This is a genomic window from Amycolatopsis minnesotensis (assembly GCF_039529815.1).
GTDB classification, from domain to species: domain Bacteria; phylum Actinomycetota; class Actinomycetes; order Mycobacteriales; family Pseudonocardiaceae; genus Amycolatopsis; species Amycolatopsis minnesotensis.
Genome location: NZ_BAAANN010000031.1, coordinates 29355 through 49695, shown reverse-complemented (window position 1 = coordinate 49695; position 20341 = coordinate 29355). Strand labels below are relative to the sequence as shown.

19 protein-coding genes are annotated in these 20341 nt (G+C 70.4%); 14 read left to right on the top strand and 5 right to left on the bottom strand.

Features of this window, described 5'->3' with window-relative positions; translation table 11 throughout:
* Positions 1-19: 19 nt before the first annotated feature.
* Both ABD256_RS31905 and ABD256_RS31900 read right to left on the bottom strand, forming a co-directional pair.
* The gene (locus ABD256_RS31905; protein ID WP_344427510.1) at positions 20-784 is read right to left on the bottom strand and encodes an SDR family NAD(P)-dependent oxidoreductase; all 765 of its coding nucleotides are present in this window, start codon (positions 782-784) and stop codon (positions 20-22) included.
* Positions 781-1785: a LacI family DNA-binding transcriptional regulator gene (locus tag ABD256_RS31900; protein WP_344427507.1), complete on the bottom strand. Its 1005-nt coding sequence runs from the start codon at positions 1783-1785 to the stop codon at positions 781-783. The genes ABD256_RS31905 and ABD256_RS31900 overlap by 4 nt, the downstream gene beginning before the upstream one ends.
* A gap of 99 nt (positions 1786-1884) precedes the next feature.
* Here ABD256_RS31900 and ABD256_RS31895 point away from each other — a divergent pair, with 99 nt between their 5' ends.
* A complete protein-coding gene (locus ABD256_RS31895) occupies positions 1885-2814 on the top strand; it encodes a 3-hydroxyacyl-CoA dehydrogenase family protein (protein WP_344427504.1) in 930 nt (309 codons plus the stop codon).
* A gap of 655 nt (positions 2815-3469) precedes the next feature.
* On the opposite strand, the gene ABD256_RS31890 is transcribed toward ABD256_RS31895, so the two are convergent.
* Positions 3470-5569: a hypothetical protein gene (locus ABD256_RS31890; RefSeq protein WP_344427501.1), complete on the bottom strand. Its 2100-nt coding sequence runs from the start codon at positions 5567-5569 to the stop codon at positions 3470-3472.
* A gap of 172 nt (positions 5570-5741) precedes the next feature.
* Between ABD256_RS31890 and ABD256_RS31885 the strand changes: the two genes are divergently transcribed.
* The 12 genes from ABD256_RS31885 to ABD256_RS31830 all read left to right on the top strand — a co-directional run bounded on the left by ABD256_RS31885 (position 5742) and on the right by ABD256_RS31830 (position 17979).
* Positions 5742-6542, top strand: coding sequence for an IclR family transcriptional regulator (locus ABD256_RS31885; protein WP_344427498.1), 801 nt, complete (start codon positions 5742-5744; stop codon positions 6540-6542).
* 165 nt (positions 6543-6707) lie between these two features.
* Positions 6708-8291 (top strand): ABC transporter substrate-binding protein, encoded by a 1584-nt coding sequence (locus tag ABD256_RS31880; protein WP_344427495.1) that lies wholly within the window; start codon positions 6708-6710, stop codon positions 8289-8291.
* Between the two features lie 13 nt (positions 8292-8304).
* Positions 8305-9270, top strand: coding sequence for an ABC transporter permease (locus ABD256_RS31875; protein ID WP_344427492.1), 966 nt, complete (start codon positions 8305-8307; stop codon positions 9268-9270).
* The gene (locus tag ABD256_RS31870; protein ID WP_344427490.1) at positions 9267-10166 is read left to right on the top strand and encodes an ABC transporter permease; all 900 of its coding nucleotides are present in this window, start codon (positions 9267-9269) and stop codon (positions 10164-10166) included. Before ABD256_RS31875 ends, ABD256_RS31870 begins: the two co-directional genes overlap by 4 nt.
* Positions 10163-11767 carry an ABC transporter ATP-binding protein gene (locus ABD256_RS31865; RefSeq protein WP_344427487.1) on the top strand — a complete coding sequence of 535 codons (1605 nt, stop codon included), beginning with the start codon at positions 10163-10165 and terminating at the stop codon, positions 11765-11767. The genes ABD256_RS31870 and ABD256_RS31865 overlap by 4 nt, the downstream gene beginning before the upstream one ends.
* The gene (locus ABD256_RS31860) at positions 11764-12741 is read left to right on the top strand and encodes a Gfo/Idh/MocA family protein (protein WP_344427484.1); all 978 of its coding nucleotides are present in this window, start codon (positions 11764-11766) and stop codon (positions 12739-12741) included. Before ABD256_RS31865 ends, ABD256_RS31860 begins: the two co-directional genes overlap by 4 nt.
* Complete coding sequence (locus tag ABD256_RS31855; RefSeq protein WP_344427481.1) at positions 12738-13472, top strand: creatininase family protein; 735 nt, start codon at positions 12738-12740, stop codon at positions 13470-13472. Before ABD256_RS31860 ends, ABD256_RS31855 begins: the two co-directional genes overlap by 4 nt.
* The gene (locus ABD256_RS31850; protein ID WP_344427478.1) at positions 13469-14278 is read left to right on the top strand and encodes an amidohydrolase family protein; all 810 of its coding nucleotides are present in this window, start codon (positions 13469-13471) and stop codon (positions 14276-14278) included. The genes ABD256_RS31855 and ABD256_RS31850 overlap by 4 nt, the downstream gene beginning before the upstream one ends.
* Entirely contained in the window at positions 14275-15378 is a 1104-nt protein-coding gene (locus ABD256_RS31845) for a mandelate racemase/muconate lactonizing enzyme family protein (protein WP_344427475.1), read from the top strand. Before ABD256_RS31850 ends, ABD256_RS31845 begins: the two co-directional genes overlap by 4 nt.
* Positions 15375-16256, top strand: a complete 882-nt coding sequence (locus ABD256_RS31840; RefSeq protein WP_344427472.1) for an amidohydrolase family protein — start codon at positions 15375-15377, stop codon at positions 16254-16256. Before ABD256_RS31845 ends, ABD256_RS31840 begins: the two co-directional genes overlap by 4 nt.
* Positions 16253-17008 carry an amidohydrolase family protein gene (locus ABD256_RS31835; RefSeq protein WP_344427469.1) on the top strand — a complete coding sequence of 252 codons (756 nt, stop codon included), beginning with the start codon at positions 16253-16255 and terminating at the stop codon, positions 17006-17008. The genes ABD256_RS31840 and ABD256_RS31835 overlap by 4 nt, the downstream gene beginning before the upstream one ends.
* Before the next feature lie 23 nt (positions 17009-17031).
* The gene (locus ABD256_RS31830) at positions 17032-17979 is read left to right on the top strand and encodes a dihydrodipicolinate synthase family protein (RefSeq protein ID WP_344427467.1); all 948 of its coding nucleotides are present in this window, start codon (positions 17032-17034) and stop codon (positions 17977-17979) included.
* A gap of 8 nt (positions 17980-17987) precedes the next feature.
* Here ABD256_RS31830 and ABD256_RS31825 read toward each other — a convergent pair whose 3' ends face one another.
* On the bottom strand, positions 17988-18464 hold the full coding sequence (locus ABD256_RS31825) for a DinB family protein (RefSeq protein WP_425546557.1): 477 nt from the start codon (positions 18462-18464) through the stop codon (positions 17988-17990).
* Positions 18465-18487: 23 nt separating this feature from the next.
* Positions 18488-19159 carry a TetR/AcrR family transcriptional regulator gene (locus tag ABD256_RS31820; protein ID WP_344427460.1) on the bottom strand — a complete coding sequence of 224 codons (672 nt, stop codon included), beginning with the start codon at positions 19157-19159 and terminating at the stop codon, positions 18488-18490.
* Between the two features lie 213 nt (positions 19160-19372).
* On the opposite strand from ABD256_RS31820, the gene ABD256_RS31815 reads away from it, so the two are divergent.
* A complete protein-coding gene (locus tag ABD256_RS31815) occupies positions 19373-20302 on the top strand; it encodes an oxygenase MpaB family protein (protein WP_344427457.1) in 930 nt (309 codons plus the stop codon).
* Positions 20303-20341: the final 39 nt, after the last annotated feature.

Genomic DNA, 20341 nt, shown 5'->3' with positions numbered 1-20341 from the left:
TTCTCGAATGGGACTGGGATCAGTACATGACGAGCCCGGCGCTGACGTTGACGTCCTCGCCGGTGATCGAAGCCGCGCCAGGCGACGCGAGATGGGCGACGGTGGCCGCCACGTCCGACGCCGCGACGAAACGCCCGAGCGGGACCGCCCCGAGCATGGCCGCGCGGGCGGACTCCTGGTCGGTTCCGGTGGCCTCCGCCTGTGCGCCGACGACCCAGTCGAGGCGATCGCCTTCGACGAAACCCGGTGACACCACGTTGATCCGCACGCCGTGCGGGGCGAGGTCGAGCGCGGCGGTGCGGCAGAACCCGACGAGCGCGAGCTTGCTGGCCGCGTAGGCGGCCCGGTGCTTGAGGGGGCGCTTCCCGGTCATCGACCCGATGAGCACGAACGAACCCGTGCCGCGCTCGATCATCGGCGGCGCGAAGGCGCGGACGGTGCGGAACGCGCCCGCGGTGTTGACCGCGAAGGTCTCCTCCCATGCGGCGGGCTCGACCTCCCACACCGGCGCGGACGGGCCGCCGACCCCGCTGTTGCACACCACCAGGTCCGGGGTGCCGAGCTCGCGCCCGACCCATGCCGCGAGATCGTCCACAGTGGATGGTTCGGTGAGGTCGAGCGGCCGTGCGCGCCACTCCGCGCCGACGGCGGTCAACTCGGCGCCGGTCGCTTCGAGCGTTTCGGCGTCCCGGCCGGAAAGCACCACCGTCGCGCCGTCGCTGCCGAGGCGCAGCGCGATCGCCTTGCCGATTCCCCGCCCGGCGCCGGTGATCACCGCGATCATCGAAGTACCTCCTGCCCGTTCGTCGTGCGCCGCACCACGAGGTCGTTGCGGAAACGCTGGTGCCGCACCGCGCGGCCGGGTTCGGCGACCCGTTCGCGCAGCAGGGAAACCGCCGTGGCCGCCATATCGGCGAGCGGCTGGCGCACGGTGGTCAGGCCGAAGGCGCCCCACGCGGCCATCGGGATGTCGTCGTACCCGATCACCCACACGTCCTCCGGCACCCGGAGCCCGGCGTCGGCGAGCGCGTCGAGCGCGCCGAAGGCGCTGAAGTCGTTGGCGCAGAAGACCGCCGAGGGCGCGGGGCCACCGGCGAGGATGCGCGCCATCGCCGCGCGCCCGCCGTCGTGGGAGAGCCCGCCGCCGGCGATCCGCGACTCCGGCAGTTCGAGCCCGTTGCCGGCGCAGCCCGCGCGGAAGCCGGCCCCGCGATCGCGCGCCGTGCTCGCGTCCCGCGGGCCGTCGACGAGCGCGACCTCGCGCCGCCCCGCCGCCGCGAAGTACCTCGCCGCGGCCGCCGCGCCCGCGTGGTTGTCGCTGTCCACCTGGTCGCACGCGAGATCGGGCACGGTGCGGTTGACCAGCACCACCGGGGCGCCCCGGTCGATCGCGCGCGCGAGCGGCACCGACGCGGCGGTGGCGGTGGTGAACAGGAGCCCGTCGACGAGCCGCTGGTCGATCGCGTCGAGTGCGGCGCGTTCGCCGGGACCCGCGCTGTCCCACAGGATCATCCGCAGCCCCGCCGCGCCCAGTTCGGCACCGAGCACCCTGACCAGTTCGGGGTAGAAGGGGTTCGTCATGTCGTCGACGATCAGCCCGACGGTGCCGGTGCGGTTGGTGCGCATCGCCCGCGCCGCGCCGTTGGGCTGGTACCCGGTTTCGGCCATCACGCGCCGCACCTTGCGGCGCGCGTCCTCGCTGACCGACGCGTGGTCGTGCAGCACGCGCGACACGGTCGCCTGTGAGACGCCGGCGAGTTTCGCGACTTCGCGTGCGGTGACCACACCCTTGCCCTTCGTGCTCTGAATACGTATACATTCAAGGGGACGGCGGTGGATGTCAAGGGGACGTCCTCCTCGCCGTGCTTCGGCGAGGAGGACGTCATGGGCGAACCCATCGAGTCGGTCGCGGTGATCGGCGCGGGCACCATGGGCCAGGGCATCGCGGTCGCGGTCGCGCTCGGCGGCGTCAACGTCCGCGTGCACGACCGCCCTTCGGCGGTGGACAACGGAATGCGGGCGATTCGCCGAAGGTACGAGAGCGCGGTCGAAGCGGCGCCCGGCACTCCGTACGCGCCGTTGGAAGAACTCGTCGAGCCGCGGGCGGACCTCGTGGAAGCCGTCGACGGCGTCGATCTCGTGATCGAAGCCGTCTACGAGGACATGGGGGCGAAGCTCGACGTATACCGGGGGATAGGTCCCGCTATGGGCAGTTCATCCGTGTTGGCCACGAATACGTCTTCATTGCCGATCAAGGACCTGGCCTGCGCGGTCCCCGCCGCCGGCCGCTTCGTCGCCACGCACTTCTTCAACCCCGCCGAGCTGGTGCCAGGGGTCGAAGTCGCCCGTGCGCCGGAAACCAGCGACGAAACCCTGCAGCGCGTCGTGTCGTTCCTGGCCTCGATCGGCAAGGAACCGATCGAGGTCGGTGCCGGCGCGGGGTTCGTCGCCAACCGGCTGCAGCTCGCGTTGTTCCTGGAGGCGCTCAACTGCGTCCGCGACGGTTCCGCGACACCCGAGCAGGTCGACGCCGTCGTCAGGCGGACCTTCGGCTTCCGCCTGCCCGCTTTCGGGCCGTTCGCGATCGCCGACATGGCAGGGCTGGACGTCTACACGAGCATTTTGGAGACCCTCGAAGCCGCCTACGGCGACCGGTTCACCGTCCCGGCGGAGCTGACGGACCTCGTCGCGGACGGCCGCGCGGGCGTCAAGGCCGGCGCCGGGTTCCGCGACTACACCCCGGACGAGGTCGCCGCGCTGCTCGCCTCGCGGGACGAGCGGTACCGGCGCCTCCTGGACGCCGCGGGCGACTGACGGGTCCGCTTCCGCGCCCTGCGGCGGCTGCTCCTGGAGAGGTCAGTGAGGTTCACCGCGCATGCCCCTGAAGGTGCCCTTGGGGGAATGTGATGCCGTGAAGGGCACCTTCAGGGCGACCGCGGCAGGAAGCGCCGAGCCGGAGCGGAGCGGGGCGCGGTGGGGGACCGGGGACGCGAGGCGGGCGATCAGGGTGGAGCAGCGTGCCCCGCCGAGTCCCTGAAGGCGCCCTTGAGGGAATCTGATGCCGCGAACTCGCCCTTCACGGCAGGTCGCATCGCCAAGCCCATGCCCTGAAGGCGCCCCTCACGGCAAGTCGGCATCGCCAGGCTCATGCCCTGAAGGCGCCCTTCACGGCAAGTCGGTATCGCCAAGGCTCATGCCGTGAAGGGGTCCCTGGGGGAATCTAACGCCGCGAAGGTCACCTTCAGGGCATGGGCGTCGCCGTGCCGGATGCCGCGAGGGGCGAGATTGCGACGTCAGATTCCCCGAAGGCGTCCTTCAGGGACCCCAGTGGGCTCCACGCCCCAGTTCCCGATCTCACCGGAATCGACGCGCGCATCAGCGCTGTGACCTCCAGGGATCCCGATGCCCCGAAGGGTCCCTTCGGGGCATCGGGTCCTGGCTGTTCAATTGGTCCACAGTGGACGGGCGGTCAGCGGACGATCTTGATGGCCGGCTTGAGCACCGGGTTGGTGGAGGTCAGTGCCCAGTCCCCGGTGCTCTCGAAACCGGGGTTGCGCACGTCGAGCCCCACCGCGGTGACGGTGTCCATGCCGACGTCGATGGCGAGATCGGGGATCGGGCGGTCCGCGCACAGCTGGTAGGACACGGTGACCCTGTCCTTGCCGCGCACGAACGCGCTGATGTCGATCGGGCCCTGCCCGCCGTCGCCGTTCATCCAGGTGTACTCCGGGCCGTCGGAGATGTCGTGGTGGTAGACCTCGTTGCCGTCGATGAGCAGGCGCTTGGACAGGTAGTTCTGGATCGCCTGCGTCTTGGCGTACTGGTCGTAGTCCCAGAACGAGATCTCGTAGCGCGCCGACGACGGGTCGACGCGCATCACCTGCGTCGCCGAAGCGCAGCCGCCCGCGGGGATCGGCGTCTTCGGCGGCGCGGACAGGCTGAGCCTGCCGTGCCCGAACATCGCGAAGTTGTCCGTCCGGTACCCGGGTCCCTGCCGCTCCGGGGGAACCGGCGGCGCGAAGTAGGGCAGGCCGCGCATGGTCAGCGCGACCGCGTCCCTGATCCTGGCGGGCCGGTCGGTGGCGTAGAGGTCGATCGACGGCAGGATCGACTTGTTGTTGCCGGAGATCTTCCAGCCCCAACCGCCCTCGAAGCCGCCGTTGAGCACGAGCAGCCCGTCGCCGCGGACGTCGTCGAACCCGATGTCGAGCGGGTAGTCGCCGACGCCGTTCTTGTCGAGCACCCGCAGCGCGATCGTCGCCGAAACCTTGCCGCGCACCGCTTCGGTCACGTCGACGGTCCGCTGCTGGTAGGTGTCGCCGCCGGCGTCGATGACGTCGGACTCCCACACCACCTTCCCGTCCACCAGCAGCTGTTTGTAGTGGTACCCCGCGCCGGGCAGGTTCCCGTAGTACCAGTCGAAATCGGCGAACGAGATCGTCTTGCGGCGCGCGAACGGGTTCACCAGCACGGTTTGCTCCGCCTGCCCGTAGTCGCCGGCACGCGTGCCGGCGTAGTTCGCCAGCGCGACCGAGAACCGGCCGATGCCGTGCGCCGCCCTGTTGTCCCCGACCAGCGCGGGTTTGTCCGCCAGCGGCAGGCCGTAGTTGTTGATGCCCATGATGCGGCCGTCGCGCACGTACGGCATCGCGTTGCCGATCGACTTGGCGACGTAGCCCTCCGTCGGCGGGTTCGCCGCGTCGAGGAATCTGTTGGCGTAGAGCAGGAACAGCACGCCGAGCCCGCGCGGCTGGGTCTGCTTCAGGATGTTGTCGAGGTTGGGCCCGACCGCGGACGGGTCCTGGGTGTTGTTGCTGTACCCGAGGTACGGGTACACGATGCCGTCGATGTAGGGGCCGAAGCGGGCGTAGAAGCTGTCGCTGACCGCTTCGCCGTAGTACGCGGTGGTGTAGAAGCCGAGGTTCGCGTTCACCGCGTCCTGGCTGTCCACGATCTTCTGCATGTACTCCGGGGTGAACAGCTCGCCGTTGGCGCCGATCACGAAGTCGTCGATCGCCCACGCCACGACGTTCGGGTTGGCCACCGAGAGCTTCGCGATTTCCCGTGCCCACGAGACGAAGTCGAGCTTGTACGGCCGCGAGCACCGGCCGCTGCGGCTCGGGATCGGGCTGTCGAGGCACTCCGACGGGGGTACCACGTAGACCCAGATCCGGATCCCGGCGCGACCGGCCGCGGGCGCGAACTCGGTGCGGAGGTCGTCCCAGTCGGTGGGCGAGTCCCAGATCCCGTAGACGTAGGTGTTCAACCCTTCGCGCTTGAGTTTCGAGATGAGCGAGGGCGTGTCGATGTGGCGGTAGCCGTCCGCGCGCGGATTGGCTTCCCGCACGTCGCCGAAGACGGTGTTCCCGCCGGTCATCGCGGCCTTGATGCCGCCGGGCGGCACGACGTTGCGGTTGATGTCGGACAGTGGCGCGTCCTTCACGCGCGCCGTCGGCGGTGGCGGTTCAGAGCCGGGCTGGGCGGTCGCCGAGGGTGCGGTGGCGAGCGCGGTGACGACGCACGATGCGGTGACTAGGGATATCAGTGCTCTCCAGTGGGGACCCTTCATAGTATTCTCCGTATATCGAAGATTAATACGAACAGCTGAAGATGAAGATCTTCCTCGCCGGGTCAGGCCACGGCTAGGGCCGTTGCGGTGACTCTGGTGGGTGACACGCGCACCGCCGTGCGCTGCGGAAGTGCGCGAAAGTGAAGGCAAGCGAAGGGAAAGCAGGGTGGCCATGACGGCGCAGAAGGATCCGGTCGTCCAGGGCAAGGGGGACCGGCCTGCCTCGCCCGCGGTGGACCGCGCGCTGACGGTGCTGGAAAAGCTCGTCGGCGCCGAGGAAGGGCTCACCCTCACCGCGCTCGCCAGAGCCACCGAGATCCCGCTGGCCACCTGCGCGTCCATTGTGTACACGCTGGAACAGCGAGGATACGCCACGCGGACGGTGGTCGGGCGCAGCCACTTCTGGCGGCCGACCCTGCGCCTCTACGACCTCGCGGCGCCGCTGATCCGGCAGGAGGACCTGTCCGAGGTGGCGCAGCCACACCTGCGCGCGCTCGCCGACGAACTGCGCATGCCTGCGCACATCGGCGTGCTCGACGGCACTTCCGTTGTCTACGTGGCGAAGGCGGCGCCTCCGGGGTTCATCCAGTTCGACACCTATCCCGGCAAGGTGTCGCCGTTCAACCTGACCGCGCTGGGCAGGGCGATCGCGGCCTACCTGCCCGACGCCGAGCTGGAGCCGCTGGTCGGCACACTCGTCGCGGGCACCGGGCCGAAGGCGCCGCGGTCGGGCGCGCGGGCGTTCCGGACCCAGCTCGCCAAGGTCCGCCAGGTCGGCTACGCGCTCGAAGACGAGGAGGAGCAGGCCGACATCGCGTGTCTCGCGGCGCCGATCTTCGACGCGGAGGGCAGGGTGAGCGGGTCCATCGGCGTCACCGGGTTCTCGCGCGACCTCACGGGCCCGAAACTGGCCTACGCGGTGGATCTGGTGGTGCGCCACGGCAGGGAGATCTCCACCAAGCGGGGCTTCTGACCGGCCGGTGAAACCCTTGCGCGGGCCCACCGGCGGTTCTACCATCTTCAGCTTGAAGAAGTTATTTTCGAAATAACGTAACAACAGCGCTTAACCCACAGCAGCAACCCGAGCCGGTCCGACGGTCCACTGGGGAACGCGGCCGCATCACAGCGGGAGGTACGCGTGCGAGTTGGACGGGGTCTCGCCGTCGCGTGTGCGACGGTCACCATGGCGGCGGTCACCGCGGCGTGCGGTGGTGACGACGGCGGTTCCGGCGGGCCGGAGGTCAAGCCGTCCGCCGACAGCGGGCAGGGACCGGTGAAGGACGGCGGCACGCTGGTGTTCGGCCAGGTCGACGGTGTCACCCAGCTCGACCCGAACAAGATCTCGAGCGCGGCGCAGACCCAGCTGCAGACGCTGCTGTGGAGCGGGTTGAGCAAGTGGGCGCCGGACAACTCGGCGAAGCCCGATCTCGCCGACTCGTGGGACCACTCGCCCGACTTCAAGAAGTGGACCTTCCACCTGCACCCCGGCGTGAAGTACCACAACGGCAAGGCGTTCACCGCCACCGAGGCGAAGAAGAACTTCGACAAGGTGCTCGCGCCGAACTCGACCGCGCAGGTGGCCGCGAAGATCGCGATGGTGCAGGCGGTCAGCGCGCCGGACCCGGCGACGCTGGTGGTGGACCTCAAGACCGCGAACCCCGAGCTGCCCACCGACGTCATCGACGTGAAGATGACCGATGTCGACGACATCGCGAACGTCAACAAGACCGCGAACGGCACCGGGCCGTACAAGCTCAAGTCGTTCGTGCCGGACCAGGTCGTCGAGCTGGCGCGCGATGACGCGTACTTCGGTGCGAAGCCGCATTTCGACGGCATCAAGATCGCGCGCTACGCCGACGCGACGGCGGCGCAGACCGCGTTGCGCTCCGGCGATCTCTCGGTGTTCGGCTCGGTGTCCCCTGACGTGGTGAAGAACCTCGCGAGCGACGGCCGCCAGCTGCTGACCGCCGCCGAGCCCGCCGCTTACGTGGTGTGGGAGCTGGACACCAAGTCGGCGCCGTTCAACAACCCGAAGGCGCGCGAAGCGCTGTCGTACGCGGCGAACCGGGACGCGATGATGGAGGCGGGTTACGCGGGTTACGGGGTTTCGACGCCGGGCAACGTGGTGGTGAACCCGAAGAACAAGTACTACGACCAGGCCCTGCCGAAGCACGAGTTCAACCTGGACAAGGCGAAGCAGCTCTTCGCCGAAGCGGGCGTCACCGACGGCGCCAAGCTGACCTTCTGGACGAAGGCGGGCAGCAACCAGGAGTGGACCACGATCGCGCAGATCCTGCAGGAGGACCTGAAGAAGATCGGGATCACGCTGGACATCCAGAGCAACGAGAACGCCACCTGGAGCGCGAAGTTCTACCCGAAGGGCAAGCAGTTCCCCGGGATGCTCGCCGCGAACTACGTGTCGTTCACCCCGTTGCCGGACAGCTACGCGCTTTCCTGGTTCGAGGGCTCGCAGGGCACCTGCGAGTGCAACTGGGCCGCGCCGAAGGAGTACAACGACGCGGTCGCCACCATCGAGTCCACAGGGGACGGTCCGGCACGGGACGCGGCGTTCAAGACCGCGCAGCAGGTGCTGAACAAGGAGAACCCGATCATCGTGCTCGGCAGCACCGCGTTCCTCTCGGTGGCGCAGGGCAACGTGCGCGGCGCGTGGGTGCAGGCGGAGGGGACTCTGCACCTCGAAGAAGCCGGATTCGCGGCCTAGCTTGGACGCCGGCATGACGCGATACGTGTTGCGCAGGCTCGGGGCCAGCGTGCTGATGCTGGTGCTGGTGTCGATCCTGATCTTCGTGGTGCTGCGGCTGCTGCCGGGCGACCCCACCATCACGAAGGTCGGGGCGGCGCAGGGCATCGACCCGCGCGCGCTGGCCGAGCTGCGGGGCGAGCTGGGCCTGAACGACCCGATCCCGGTGCAGTACTGGCACTGGGTGGCTGGCCTGTTCTCCGGTGACCTCGGCCGCTCCTACTTCAGCCAGTTCGATGTGGACGTCCTGATCGGACAGCGGATCGGGCCGACGCTGGAGCTGTCCTTCGCGGGCCTGGTGCTCGCGGTGATCCTCGCGCTGGTGCTGGCGGTGGCACCGACGGTGCTGCGCAGCAAGTGGCTCGGCCGGTTCGTCGGCGGCTACACGACACTGGGCATGGCGGCGCCGCCGTTCGTCTTCGGCATCGTGCTGATCGCGTTGTTCACCGTGAAGCTCGGGATCGTCGGGAACAAGGACTACGTCGCGCCCACCACCGACTTCTTCGGCAACCTCGCCGCGCTCGCGCTGCCCGCGATCACGCTCGGCATCTGCCTGTCGGCTCCGCTGATCAGGTACCTGCGCGCCTCACTGTCCGAAGTGGAGGGTTCCCAGCACGTGCGGACCGCGGTGGGCAAGGGGATCCGGCGCCGCGCGGTGGTGCTGCGGCACGTGCTGCCGAACGCGCTGCTGCCCGCGCTGACGTCGCTGGGCATCACCGTCGGCGCGGTGCTCTCCGGCGCGGTCGTGGTGGAGTACGTGTTCCGCTGGCCGGGGCTGGGCTCGCTGATCGTCGACTCGGTGTACAAACGCGACTATGCCGTCATCCAGAGCACCGTGCTGCTGCTGGCCGCCATCTTCGTACTGGTGAACCTGATCGTCGACATCCTGTACGGGGTGCTCGACCCGAGGCTGCGCGTCGGGGAGGTGACTACCGCATGACCGCCGTCGATCCCGGCGCGTCGTCGCCGCTGGGAGAACCGGAGCCGTTGCCCGGTGCGAGCGAGCAGGCGGGGCCGGGGCTGCTCAAGCGGTTCTTCGCCCGCCCGCCCGCGGTGGCCGCGGTGGTGGTGCTCGCGGTGTTCGTGGTGCTCGCCGCGATCCAGCCGTTCGCGCTGCAGTCCGCCACGAAGATCAACGCGCGCACCAAGTTCGCCGCCCCGAGCTTCGCGCACCCGTTCGGCACCGACGAGCTGGGCCGCGATCTGCTGTCCAGGGTCGCGCAGGCGGGGCAGCTCTCGCTCGGGTTCGCCGCGGGCGCCACGCTCATCGCGCTCGTGGTCGGCGTCACCTGGGGACTGGTCGCGGCCGCGCGGCCGGGCTGGGTGGACGAGGTGCTGATGCGGGTCGCGGAGGCGGCGCTGGCCATCCCGACGATCCTGTTCGCGCTGGTGTTCGTCGCCGCGTTCGGCTCCGACCTGGTCGCGATGACCGTGGTGGCGGGGCTGCTGATGGCGCCGCTGACTGCCCGAATCGCCCGTTCGGCGGTGCTGGCGGAACTGAAGTCGGACTACGTCCACGGCCTCGACGCGGTGGGGGTGTCGAGGACGCGGACGTTGTTCGCCGAGGTACTGCCCAATGCGATGCCGTCGCTGCTGGCGCAGGCGTCGCTCAACGTGGCCACCTCGCTCATGCTGGAGGCCACGCTGAGCTTCGTCGGGCTCGGCATCCAGCCGCCGGACGCCTCGTGGGGCACGTTGCTGAAGCTCGGCTACGACCGCCTGTACGAATCCCTCTGGTACCCGCTGATGCCCGCGCTGCTGATCATCGCGGCGATCGCGGCGCTCAACACGATCGGGGACCAGTTGCAGAAGGTCCTGCACCGGAGCGGCTCATGAGCACCGAGGACAAGGCGGACGTACTGCGGCTCGACGACCTGCACGTCGGCGTCCGTACTTCCGGCGAGCCGAAGTCGCTGGTGCACGGCGTCAGCCTCACGCTGCGCGCGGGGGAACGCGCGGCACTGGTGGGCGAGTCGGGCAGCGGCAAGACGATGGTCTCGCTGTCGGTCATGCGCCTGAACCCCGAGCCGACGGTGATCACCGCGGGTGCGGTGCGGTTCGACGGCCACGACCTGGTCACCGCGTCCGAACGCGACATGGAGCGCACCAGGGGCGGCCGGATCGCGATGATCTACCAGGACCCGCTGTCCTGCCTGAATCCTGTTCGGACGGTCGGCGCCCAGCTCGTCGAAGCCGTGCGGGCGCACCAGGAGATCTCGGCGAAGGACGCGGGGGCGCGCGCCGTCGAACTGCTCGAAGAGGTCGGCGTCCCGGACGCGGCGGCGCGCGTCAAGGACTACCCGCACCAGTTCTCCGGCGGTATGCGCCAGCGGGTGATGATCGCGATGGCGGTGTCGTGCTCGCCGGACGTGCTGATCGCCGACGAGCCGACCACCGCGCTCGACGTCACCACGCAGGCCCGCATCCTCGCGCTGCTCGACCGGCTCGCCGAGCAGCGCGGGATGGCGATCTTGTTCATCACCCACGATCTCGCGGTGGCCGCGACGCTGTGCCGGCACATCCACGTGATGCGATCGGGGCTGATCGTGGAGTCCGGCGCGCTCGGCGAGGTGCTCACCGAGCCGAAACACGCCTACACCAAGGAACTGCTCGGCGCGGTCGTCACCCTCGACCGCGAGCCCGCGACACCGGCCACCGAGGCCGGTGACGTGCTGGTCGAGGCCGACGACCTGGTCCGCCGGTTCGGCACCGGCGTGACCGCGGTGAACCACGTGTCGCTGGAGATCAAGCGCGGGGAGACCTTCGGCCTGGTCGGCGAGTCGGGGTCCGGGAAGTCGACGCTGAGCCAGCTCATCCTCGGGCTCGACAAGCCGACCTCCGGCACCGTCCGCTACGACGGCGTCGACCTGTTCTCGCTCGGCAAGGGCGAACTGCGCCGCAAGCGCCGCGAGATGCAGGTGGTGCTGCAGGACCCGATCGGCTCGCTGAACCGGCGCAAGACCGTGGAGCACATCATCGGGCTCCCGCTCGCGGTGCACGAAGGCGCGTCGAAGCAGGCGAGGAAGGCCAGGGTCGCGGAACTGCTCGACCTCGTCGGCCTGCCCGGTTCGTTCGCGGGGCGGTATCCGCGCGAGCTGTCCGGCGGGCAGTGCCAGCGCGTCAACATCGCGCGCGCGATCGCGCTGGAGCCCGAGTTCCTGGTGCTCGACGAGGCGGTCTCCGCGGTCGACGTGGTGATCCAGGCGCAGATACTGGAGCTGCTGCGGGATCTGCAGGACCGGCTGGGGCTCACCTGCCTGTTCGTGTCGCACGACCTCGCGGTGGTGCGGTACATGGCGCCGCGGCTCGCGGTGATGCACCGCGGCGAGGTCGTCGAGACGGGTACCCGCGAGGAGATCTTCGAGAACCCGCGGCACGAGTACACGCGCTCGCTGCTGGCCGCGATCCCGTCGCTGGACGAGCGGGTGCGGGGATGACCCCCGCGATCGCGCTGGTGGGTCTCGGCGACATCGCGCTCGGCGCGCACCTGCCCGCGTTGCTGCGCAGCCACGACGTGCGGATCGCCGCGCTGGTGGACCCCGACGCCGAACGCCGCGAGTCGGCCGCCTTCGCGGTGGGTGCACCGTCCTATCCGGATCTGTCCGAAGTGGATGGTGTGGACGGCGTGGTGCTGGCGACACCGCCGTGGGTGACCACGGGGCTGGTCGTCGAAGCGGCGAAGGCCGGGCGGTTCGTGCTCGCCGAGAAGCCCATCGCGACCTCGCTCGCGGAGGCGAAGGCGTTGGACGCGCTGACCGAGCACGAGCGGGCGCGGGTGCAGGTAGGGCTGACCTACCGGCACGATCCGGCACTGGAACTGCTGCGCGAGTGGATCGCCGAAGGCCGTCTCGGCGGCCCGCTGCTGGTGCGCGCGCACATCTACGACGAACGGCGCGACGAGTCCGATCCCGCGCACGCGGCTCGCCTGGAAGAGACACTGCGGCACGGGATGCCGGTGGTGCACGAGGGCGCGCACGTCTTCGACTGGTTCTCCTTCCTCTTCGGCGGGCCTCCTTCGGAGATCCGGGACGGGTGGTCGCTCGCGACGAGGCAGGGCCTCGCCGAGCCGAACCTGTGCGGGGCACGGCTGGACTATCCACAGGGGACGGTCGTGCTGGCCGAGTTCGGCTGGCTCACCGGCGCGCTGCCGCGCTGCGAGATCAGCGTCCTCGGCGACCGCGGTCACGTGCTGATCGACGGCGGCACGTTCGATCTGACGCTGGACGACGGCCGGAGCGTGGAGAAGGTGGCGTTCGAGCCGGACCGGGCCACCCGGTGCTTCGACCGGCAGCTCACGAGGTTCGTCGAGCTGATGACCGGGGTGCGCCGCGCGCCGAGCCCCGATCTCGCCGACGGGCTCGCCGCGCTGGCCACGAGCGAGCGCGTCGCCACCGAAATGGGCGCGCGATGACGCTGTGGCGCTGGGCGGAGTGCACCAGGGACGAGCTGAGGGCGATCCTGCCGGACGGGATCGTCGTGCTCCCGATCGGCGCGACCGAGCAGCACGGGCCGCACCTGGCGACCGGCACGGACGCGCTGCTGGCCGGCACGGTCGCCGAGCGCGCGGCACTGGTGGCCGCGACGACCTCGGCAAGGGACCTGGTGCTCGCACCGTGCCTCGCCTTCGGCGCCTCGGATCACCACCTGCCGTTCGGGGGCACGCTGTCGCTGTCGTCGGAGACCATGACCTCGGTGCTGACGGACCTCGGCCGGTCCGTGGCCGAGGACGGCGGGCGCAGGCTGGTGCTCGTGAACGGCCACGGCGGGAACCGCGGGGTCTGCCACGCGGCCGCGGCGACGCTGTCCGCGCGGCACGGCATGATCGTCGCGATCGTGCACTACTGGGAACTGCTCGCCGCGCCGGCAGACGGTACGCCGGTACCGGGACACGCGGGGGAGTTCGAGACGTCGATGGTGCTCGCGGTCCGGCCCGAACTGGTCCGGGAGCGCGGGCAGCGGCCCGCCATCCCGCCGGAGTCCGCAGTGGAGGGAGTGGACGTGCACGACGCCGGTGCGTGGCGGCGCATCGACGGCTACACCGACGAACCGGAGCGGGCGAACGCGACCCGCGGGAACGCGTGGCTGGAGGAATGCGTGACGGAGCTGGCCGGACGACTCGGGGAACTCGGAGGTGCCCTATGACCGCGCCCGACAGGACGGTGCCGGACCGGACGGTGCCGCCGATGGTCGACTTCCACACGCACACCCCGGCGTGGCACACCGGGACCTGGCTCGGCGGCGCCGAGTTCGGACCGCGCGAGTTCCTGTCCTTCATGGACGGTGCGGGGATCGGCGCAGCGGTCCTGCTCGCGCACGACGGCCTGTTCAACGCGACACCCGAGTCCAATGACGAGCTGGCCGAGTTCGTCGCGGCCGACCGGAGCCGCATGGCCGGGTTCGGCACGGTGAACCCGCGCCACGCCAACGCGGTCGCCGAGACCGAGCGGATGATGGGCGAACTGGGGCTCGCCGGGCTGAAGCTGCACCCGTGGCTGCAGGGCTTCAGCATGCACGAGCCCGCGCTCGACCCGATCTGCGAGGTGGTCACCGCCCACGGCGGCATCCTGCTGTCCCACGACGGCACGCCGCCCTATTCCACGCCGAGCCAGATCGCCGCGCTCGCGCGCCGTCACCCGGAGCTGCCGGTGGTGCTCGGGCACGGCGGGCTGCACGACTGCTGGCGCGAAGCGCTCGCCCTCACCATCGAGACCGAGAACCTCTACCTGTGCATCTGCGGCACACCGCCCTACGCGGCGCGGCACATCCTCGCGAACGCGCCCCGCGGCAAGGTGCTGTTCGGCACCGACGCCGGACTGTCCGATGAGGCCAGTCAGCACTACGCGGTCGCACGGGTCGCCGAGATCGACGGCTGGGGGATCACCGAAGAGCAGAAGACCGAGATGCTCGTGACGACACCGAGGGCACTGCTCGCCGGGCGGCTGAAATGACCGCCAGGGTCGCCGCGCTGCACACCCTCGCGGTCAGCCTCCCGGCGCGCGGCGACCTCGTGGTCCGCGGTGCGAAGGGCGCGCACGACCGGTCCGACTTCCTGCTGGTGCGGGTGGTCACCACCGAGGGCGTCGAGGGCTACGGCGAAGTCAGCGCGACTCCACTGTGGAGCGGCGAGGACGCCGCGAGCGCCCAGCACTTCGTCCGCGAGGTGCTCGCCCCCGCGCTGTTCGGCAAGGCGCTTGCTCCCGTCGGCGGCCTCGAGTCCATCATGGACAGAGTGCTCGCGGCCAACCCGTTCACCAAGGCGGGCGTCTCGATCGCGTTGTGGGACGCCTACGCCCGCACGCTCGGCGTGCCGCTGACCACCGCGCTCGGCGGGCCGTACCGGGAGGAGGTCCCGATCAAGCTGTCGCTGTCCGGTGACGGCAACGAGATCGAGCGCGCGCACGCGGCGGCGGTCGCGGCCGGGTTCTCCTCGTTCAAGGTCAAGGTCGGTCTCGGCGTGGCGGGTGACGTCGAGCGCATGGCGAAGGCACGGGAGCTGGCCGGGCCGGACGCCTTCCTCGGCATGGACGCCAACGGCGGCTGGAGCCGGCCCGAGGCGGCGACCGCGGTGCGCGCGCTCGCCGCGTACTCGCCCGCGTTCGTCGAGCAGCCGGTGGCGCCGGGGGATCTCGGCGGCATGGCGGCCCTGCGCGCGACAGGTCTGCCGGTGATCGCCGACGAGGCGGTGTTCGGCACCGACGACCTGGTCAGGGTGATCGGGGCCGGTGCCGCCGACGTGATCAGCCTCTACGTCGGCAAGGCGGGCGGCCCGGGACGCGCGGTGGCGATGGGCGGGCTCGCCAGCGCGTTCGGGCTCGACGTGCTGATCGGCTCCAACGGCGAGCTGGGGCTCGGCGCGGCGGCGCAGCTGCACGTCGCCTGCGCGCTCGGCTCGCTGAGCGCGTTCCCGTCGGACATCATCGGCGCGCACTACTACGCCGAGGACATCCTGGAAACACCGTTGGACAGCAACGGTTTCCGCGTCCGGCTCGGCACCGGCACCGGGCTCGGCGCGGTGCCGAGGGAAGACCTGAGGAGGCGGTTCGCTTGATCGTCGACGTGCACGCGCACACTCCGACGCATCGGGACGCGGTGCCGGAGAACGAGAAGAAGGTGTACCCGAGCTGGCGCACCGACCGGCCGGTGACCACCACGAACTCGTGGTCCGACTACGACGAGGCGATGGCGGACGCCGATGTCAGCATCGTGTTCAACATCGCGGTGGACGATCCAGAGCCGATGACCGGGCTGCCCTACCCGCCGGAGCGCACGAACGACGCCACCGCCGAGTTCGTCGCCGCCGCCCCGTCGCGCCGTATCGGGTTCCTGTCGGTGAACCCGCTGTGGGACAACGTTTTCGCCGAGACGGAACGCGCGAGGGACCTCGGGCTGGTCGGCGTCAAGCTCGGCCCGAACTACCAGGACTTCGACCCGTTGTGCGAGCAGGCGCTGGCGTTCTACGGCTACTGCGAACGCGAGGGCCTGCCGATCCTGTTCCACCAGGGCGCCTCCCCGATGCGGCACGCGCCGTTGCGCTACACCTACCCGCTGGTCACCGACGAGGTGGCGCTGCGGTTCCCGGAGCTGCGGATCGTGATGGCGCACATGGGGCACCCGTGGGGCACCGAGACGGTCGTGACCATCCGCAAGCACCCGCACGTCTACGCCGACGTCTCGTCGATCTACCTGCGGCCGTGGGTGTGCTACCAGTCGTTGCTCGCCGCCGTCGAGTGGGGCTGCACCTCGAAGCTGTTGCTGGGCAGCGACTTCCCGATCGCCAACACCGGCGAGGCGATCGCCGGGCTGCGCCGGGTCAACGACATCCTCGAAGGCACGAAACTGCCGAGGATCCCCGAGGAGGCGATCGACGGCATCGTGCACGCCGACGCGCTCGGCGCGCTCGGCCTTTCCGTCGAGGGGGAGTCATGACCACAGTGGACGGACACGTCCGGATCGGCGATGGCAGGGAGGTGGCGCTCGACGCGGCCACCCTGGTGTCCACAATGGATGCGCTCGGTATCGACCGCGCGCTGGTGGCGCCGGGTGAGCGGTGCACCGCGGTCGCGAACCGCGAGGGCAACGAACTGACCACGCGTGCCGCCCGGGAGTCCGGCGGGCGGCTGCTCGCCTACGCGGTGGCGAACCCGTGGCTGGGCAAGGGCGCGCTCGACGAGCTGGCGAAGGCGGCCGAGGAGGGCGCCGTCGCGCTCGCGGTGGACCCGGTGCTCCAGGGCTTCGACCTGCTCGACGGCCTGCTCGACCCGCTGCTGGAGTTCGCCGCGGAACGGCGGTGGCTGGTCTACGTCCGCACCGGCACACCCCCGACGGCGCTGCCGCTTCCGCTGGCGACGCTCGCGCGGCGGCACGCGTCGGTGCGGTTCCTGATGGGCCGCAGCGGTGCGACGGACTTCTGGATCGACGCCGCGCCCGCGCTACGGCACGCGGGAAACCTCTACGCCGACACTTCGTACGCGCCGTGGGACACGGTGCTCAGCGAGTTCGGGCGCGACCCCGAAATCGGGACCGGCCGATGTGTGTTCTGCACCGATTCCCCCTACACGGTGGCGAAGTCCGAGCTCGCGCGGATCACGGACTGGACCATCGGCGAAGCCGAGCGGGCCGCGGTGCTCGGGGGCACCGTGCTCGGGCTGCTCGGCGCTGACCAGCCCGCGAAGTCGTAGCACAAGCGAAAGGGTGAACGCCGATGACCGCAACGCCTGCACTCGCCGACCGTGCCACCGCCGTCGTGAACGGGGTGTCTCCGGTGCTGGAGGTGCCGTTCTCCGATTCAGGTGACATCGACGTCGACGGGTTCCGCAGAGTCGTCCGCTACGTGCTCGGCACCGGCGTGACGAGCGTGATGTTCCCCGGCTTCGCCTCGGAGTTCCACAAGCTGACCGAGGGCGAGCGCGAAGTGCTCACCGGTGTGCTGCTCGACGAGACGTCCCGGCGTCCGGACGTTTCGGCGATCGTGGCCGTGCAGGACCACGCGACCCGGCTCGCGGTCGCCCGCGCGGCGGCGGCGGTCAAGGCGGGCGCGGACATGGTCAACCTGCTGCCGCCGCACTTCCTTTCGCCGTCCCGTCGCGCGATCGTCGCGCACGTGTCCGCGGTGCTCGACGCCATCGCGCCGACCCCGCTGGTGCTGCAGTACGCGCCCGCGGAGACCGGGACCTCTTTGGACGGTGCCACCATCGCCGCGATCGCCCGCGAGCACCCGAACCTCGCACTGATCAAAGTGGAGTCGAGCCCGCCGGGCGCGCTCATCGCGGAGCTGGCGGCAGGCGACCCGCCGCTGGCGGCCGTCGAAGGGTACGCCGGTGTGCAGTTGCCCGACGCCTACCGCCGCGGTGCCGTCGGCAGCCAGCCGGGCTGCTCGTTCACCGAGATCTACGTCGAGATCTGGCGGCGGTTCGCCACCGGTGACGAGGCGGGTGGCGACGAACTGCACCGCAGGGTGCTGCCCTACATCTCCTACTGGATGCTCGACACCGAGCTGATCGTCGCGGCCGAGAAGCTGATCTCGGCGAAGCGCGGGCTGTTCGCCAGCGCCTACTGCCGTGAACCGGCGCACCGCCTCGACCCCGAAGAGGTGCGGATGGTCGACCGGTTCCTCGCCGAGTTCTCCGACCTGCTGCCCTCGCTGGCCTGAACCAGCGCTCAGACGCCGACGGTCCCGTCGACCCCTTGGCGCAGGAGGTCGGCGTGGCCGTTGTGCCGCGCGTACTCGTGGATCAGGTGCAGCATCACCAGCCGCAGCGAGACGTCTTCGCCGTTGCGCCCCGGCGCGGTGATGTCCAGCGACGGCGCTTCGCGTTCGATGCGCCGTGCGTGCGAGACCTCGGCCCGCCAGGCGTCGAACGCCTCGGTCCTGGTCGATTCGCTCGCGTCGTAGGCGACCTGGAAGTCGCCGTCGGCCGACCAGACGAGCGGGAGGTCCTCGCGGTTGATCACGCGGCGGAACCAGACGCGCTCCACTTCGGCCAGGTGCCGGACCAGGCTCAGCAGGGTCAGCGTGGACGGCGGCATCGACCGGTGGCGCAGTTCGTCGTCGGTGAGGCCCTCGCACTTGAGCGCGAGCGTCGCACGGTGGTAGTCGAGGTAGGCGCGCAGCATCGTGCGCTCGTCGGCCACCATGGGCGGGTCGATCCGGTCGGCCGTCACTGGTTCTCCCGCGGGTGCATCAAGCCGATGGCGGCCTGGATCGCCGTGACGAACCGCTCGGGCCGGAACCGCGCCGGGTCGTCGAGGACGAGCCGCGCGGCCATCTCGAACAGGGTCACCACAGTGTTGCCGACGATGTCCGCGTCGAGACCGGCGGGAGAGCCGACCGCGGTGAGGAACGCCGCCGCCAGCTCTTCGGCGCTCGCGAGCACCTGCGCCCTGGCGTGTTCGCGCGCGGCGTGGAACTCCGGTGGCATATCCGCCATCGGCATCACGACGCAGTGCCAGCGCTCGGGTTTCGCGCGCACGGCGCGGAGGAACTTCGCGAGCACGTCGGCGACCACGGCGCCGGGGTCGTCGTCGCCGAGGTGCTCCTCGAAGCGTTCCGGGAGCACCGTCAGGATCTGCTGGAGCGCCTGCTCCTGCTCGCGGCGCAGCAGCGCGCCGAGAAGATCGGCCCGGTTCACGAACACGCCGTAGACAACGGGTTTGGTCACCCCGGCCTCTTCGGCGACGGCGTTCATCGTCACCGCGCTGTGCCCCTTCGTCACCACGAGGTGCAACGCGGCGTCGAGCAGTTCGGTGCGCCGCTGGCTCGCCGGTATCCGCGCCGCGTAGGTGCGGCGCTTGCGTTCTCCGCGAGCCGCCGCCCGTGCCTCGGTCCCCACCGCGCCTCCGTTGCCGTATGGACAAAGTTACTTCCTCGTAGCATAGTGGAAGCAAATACTACTCGACAGTAGTAATTGCTGGCACGAGGGAGACTCGGGTGGCGGCGCCGGTGTTCCGCAAGCCCGTCGTGGACGACACGACCTTCGCCAGGTGTGGCGCGGCGTCGCCGCGCTGGCCGGTGCCTACGAGATGAAGCCATGGAGGGGCCGACGATGGCCATTCGCGAACTCACGACCACGCCGGAGGACTACGGGTTCTTCGGGCCGGGCTCGCCGACCTGGAAGGTGTGGACCAGTCCGACCGCGCTGGTCGGCTTCCAGCGTTCGGTCGTGCTGGAGCACTTCGACCCGGACCTGACCGCGGCGGTGGCGGACCAGCGCGGCATCTACACCGATCCGGTCGGCAGGCTCGACCGCACCCTCGCGTACTTCCTCACCGTCGCGGTCGCCGACGGCCGCACTGCCGTTGAGGCGTCGGACTTCCTGATGAAGGTGCACGCGAAGGCCACCGGCATCGAACCGGTCAGCGGGAAGCGGTACAGCGCCAACAACCCCGCGTCCCAGCTCTGGATCCACGTGACCGGGTGGCATTCGGTGCTCAAGTGCTACGAGAAGTACGGTCCGGGTCCGCTCACCCCGGACGAGGAACGGCGCTACTGGGCGGAGTCGGTGCTCGCCGCGGAACTGCAGACGTGCAAGCCGTCCGACGTGCCTGCCTCGCGGGACGACGTGCGCGACTACTTCGCCACCGTCCGCCCGGCGCTGTGCACTTCGGAGCGGGCGAACGAGGGCATGCACTACCTGCTGCGCGTGCCGAGGGGGAAGGGCTCCGCGCGGTTCTGGTGGGCGAGCAGGTTCATGGCACCCGCGACGATCGCCACGCTGCCGAAGTGGATGCGGGAACTCGGCGGGTTCGACCAGCCCGGCGTCCTCGACCGCGCCGTCGTGCCCGCGGCGAGGCTGGCCGTGCGGGCGTCGTCGTCGCCGAAGGCGAAGCTGGCGATCCTGTCGGGCGCGCTGCCGATGACCCGCCGGACACTCGCCGCGCACGTGCGCGCGGAGCCGCCCGTGCGCGCCGAAACCGTGACCCCGGCCCAGGTGCGGGAGCGCCTCGAAGCGTCCCGGGTGAGTCCGGCGAAATAATCGGCGGGGGGATGTCCTCCTGGGCCGGTCCCGTTCGAC

Coding starts and splice junctions, on each gene's coding strand:
- ABD256_RS31875 (WP_344427492.1), top strand. CDS start 8,305: ATGACGCGATACGTGTTGCGCAGGCTCGGGGCCAGCGTGCTGATGCTG.
- ABD256_RS31865 (WP_344427487.1), top strand. CDS start 10,163: ATGAGCACCGAGGACAAGGCGGACGTACTGCGGCTCGACGACCTGCAC.
- ABD256_RS31905 (WP_344427510.1), bottom strand. CDS start 784: ATGATCGCGGTGATCACCGGCGCCGGGCGGGGAATCGGCAAGGCGATC.
- ABD256_RS31825 (WP_425546557.1), bottom strand. CDS start 18,464: ATGGTGGCCGACGAGCGCACGATGCTGCGCGCCTACCTCGACTACCAC.
- ABD256_RS31890 (WP_344427501.1), bottom strand. CDS start 5,569: ATGAAGGGTCCCCACTGGAGAGCACTGATATCCCTAGTCACCGCATCG.
- ABD256_RS31850 (WP_344427478.1), top strand. CDS start 13,469: ATGACCGCGCCCGACAGGACGGTGCCGGACCGGACGGTGCCGCCGATG.
- ABD256_RS31870 (WP_344427490.1), top strand. CDS start 9,267: ATGACCGCCGTCGATCCCGGCGCGTCGTCGCCGCTGGGAGAACCGGAG.
- ABD256_RS31895 (WP_344427504.1), top strand. CDS start 1,885: ATGGGCGAACCCATCGAGTCGGTCGCGGTGATCGGCGCGGGCACCATG.
- ABD256_RS31835 (WP_344427469.1), top strand. CDS start 16,253: ATGACCACAGTGGACGGACACGTCCGGATCGGCGATGGCAGGGAGGTG.
- ABD256_RS31885 (WP_344427498.1), top strand. CDS start 5,742: ATGACGGCGCAGAAGGATCCGGTCGTCCAGGGCAAGGGGGACCGGCCT.
- ABD256_RS31855 (WP_344427481.1), top strand. CDS start 12,738: ATGACGCTGTGGCGCTGGGCGGAGTGCACCAGGGACGAGCTGAGGGCG.
- ABD256_RS31830 (WP_344427467.1), top strand. CDS start 17,032: ATGACCGCAACGCCTGCACTCGCCGACCGTGCCACCGCCGTCGTGAAC.
- ABD256_RS31845 (WP_344427475.1), top strand. CDS start 14,275: ATGACCGCCAGGGTCGCCGCGCTGCACACCCTCGCGGTCAGCCTCCCG.
- ABD256_RS31860 (WP_344427484.1), top strand. CDS start 11,764: ATGACCCCCGCGATCGCGCTGGTGGGTCTCGGCGACATCGCGCTCGGC.
- ABD256_RS31815 (WP_344427457.1), top strand. CDS start 19,373: ATGGCCATTCGCGAACTCACGACCACGCCGGAGGACTACGGGTTCTTC.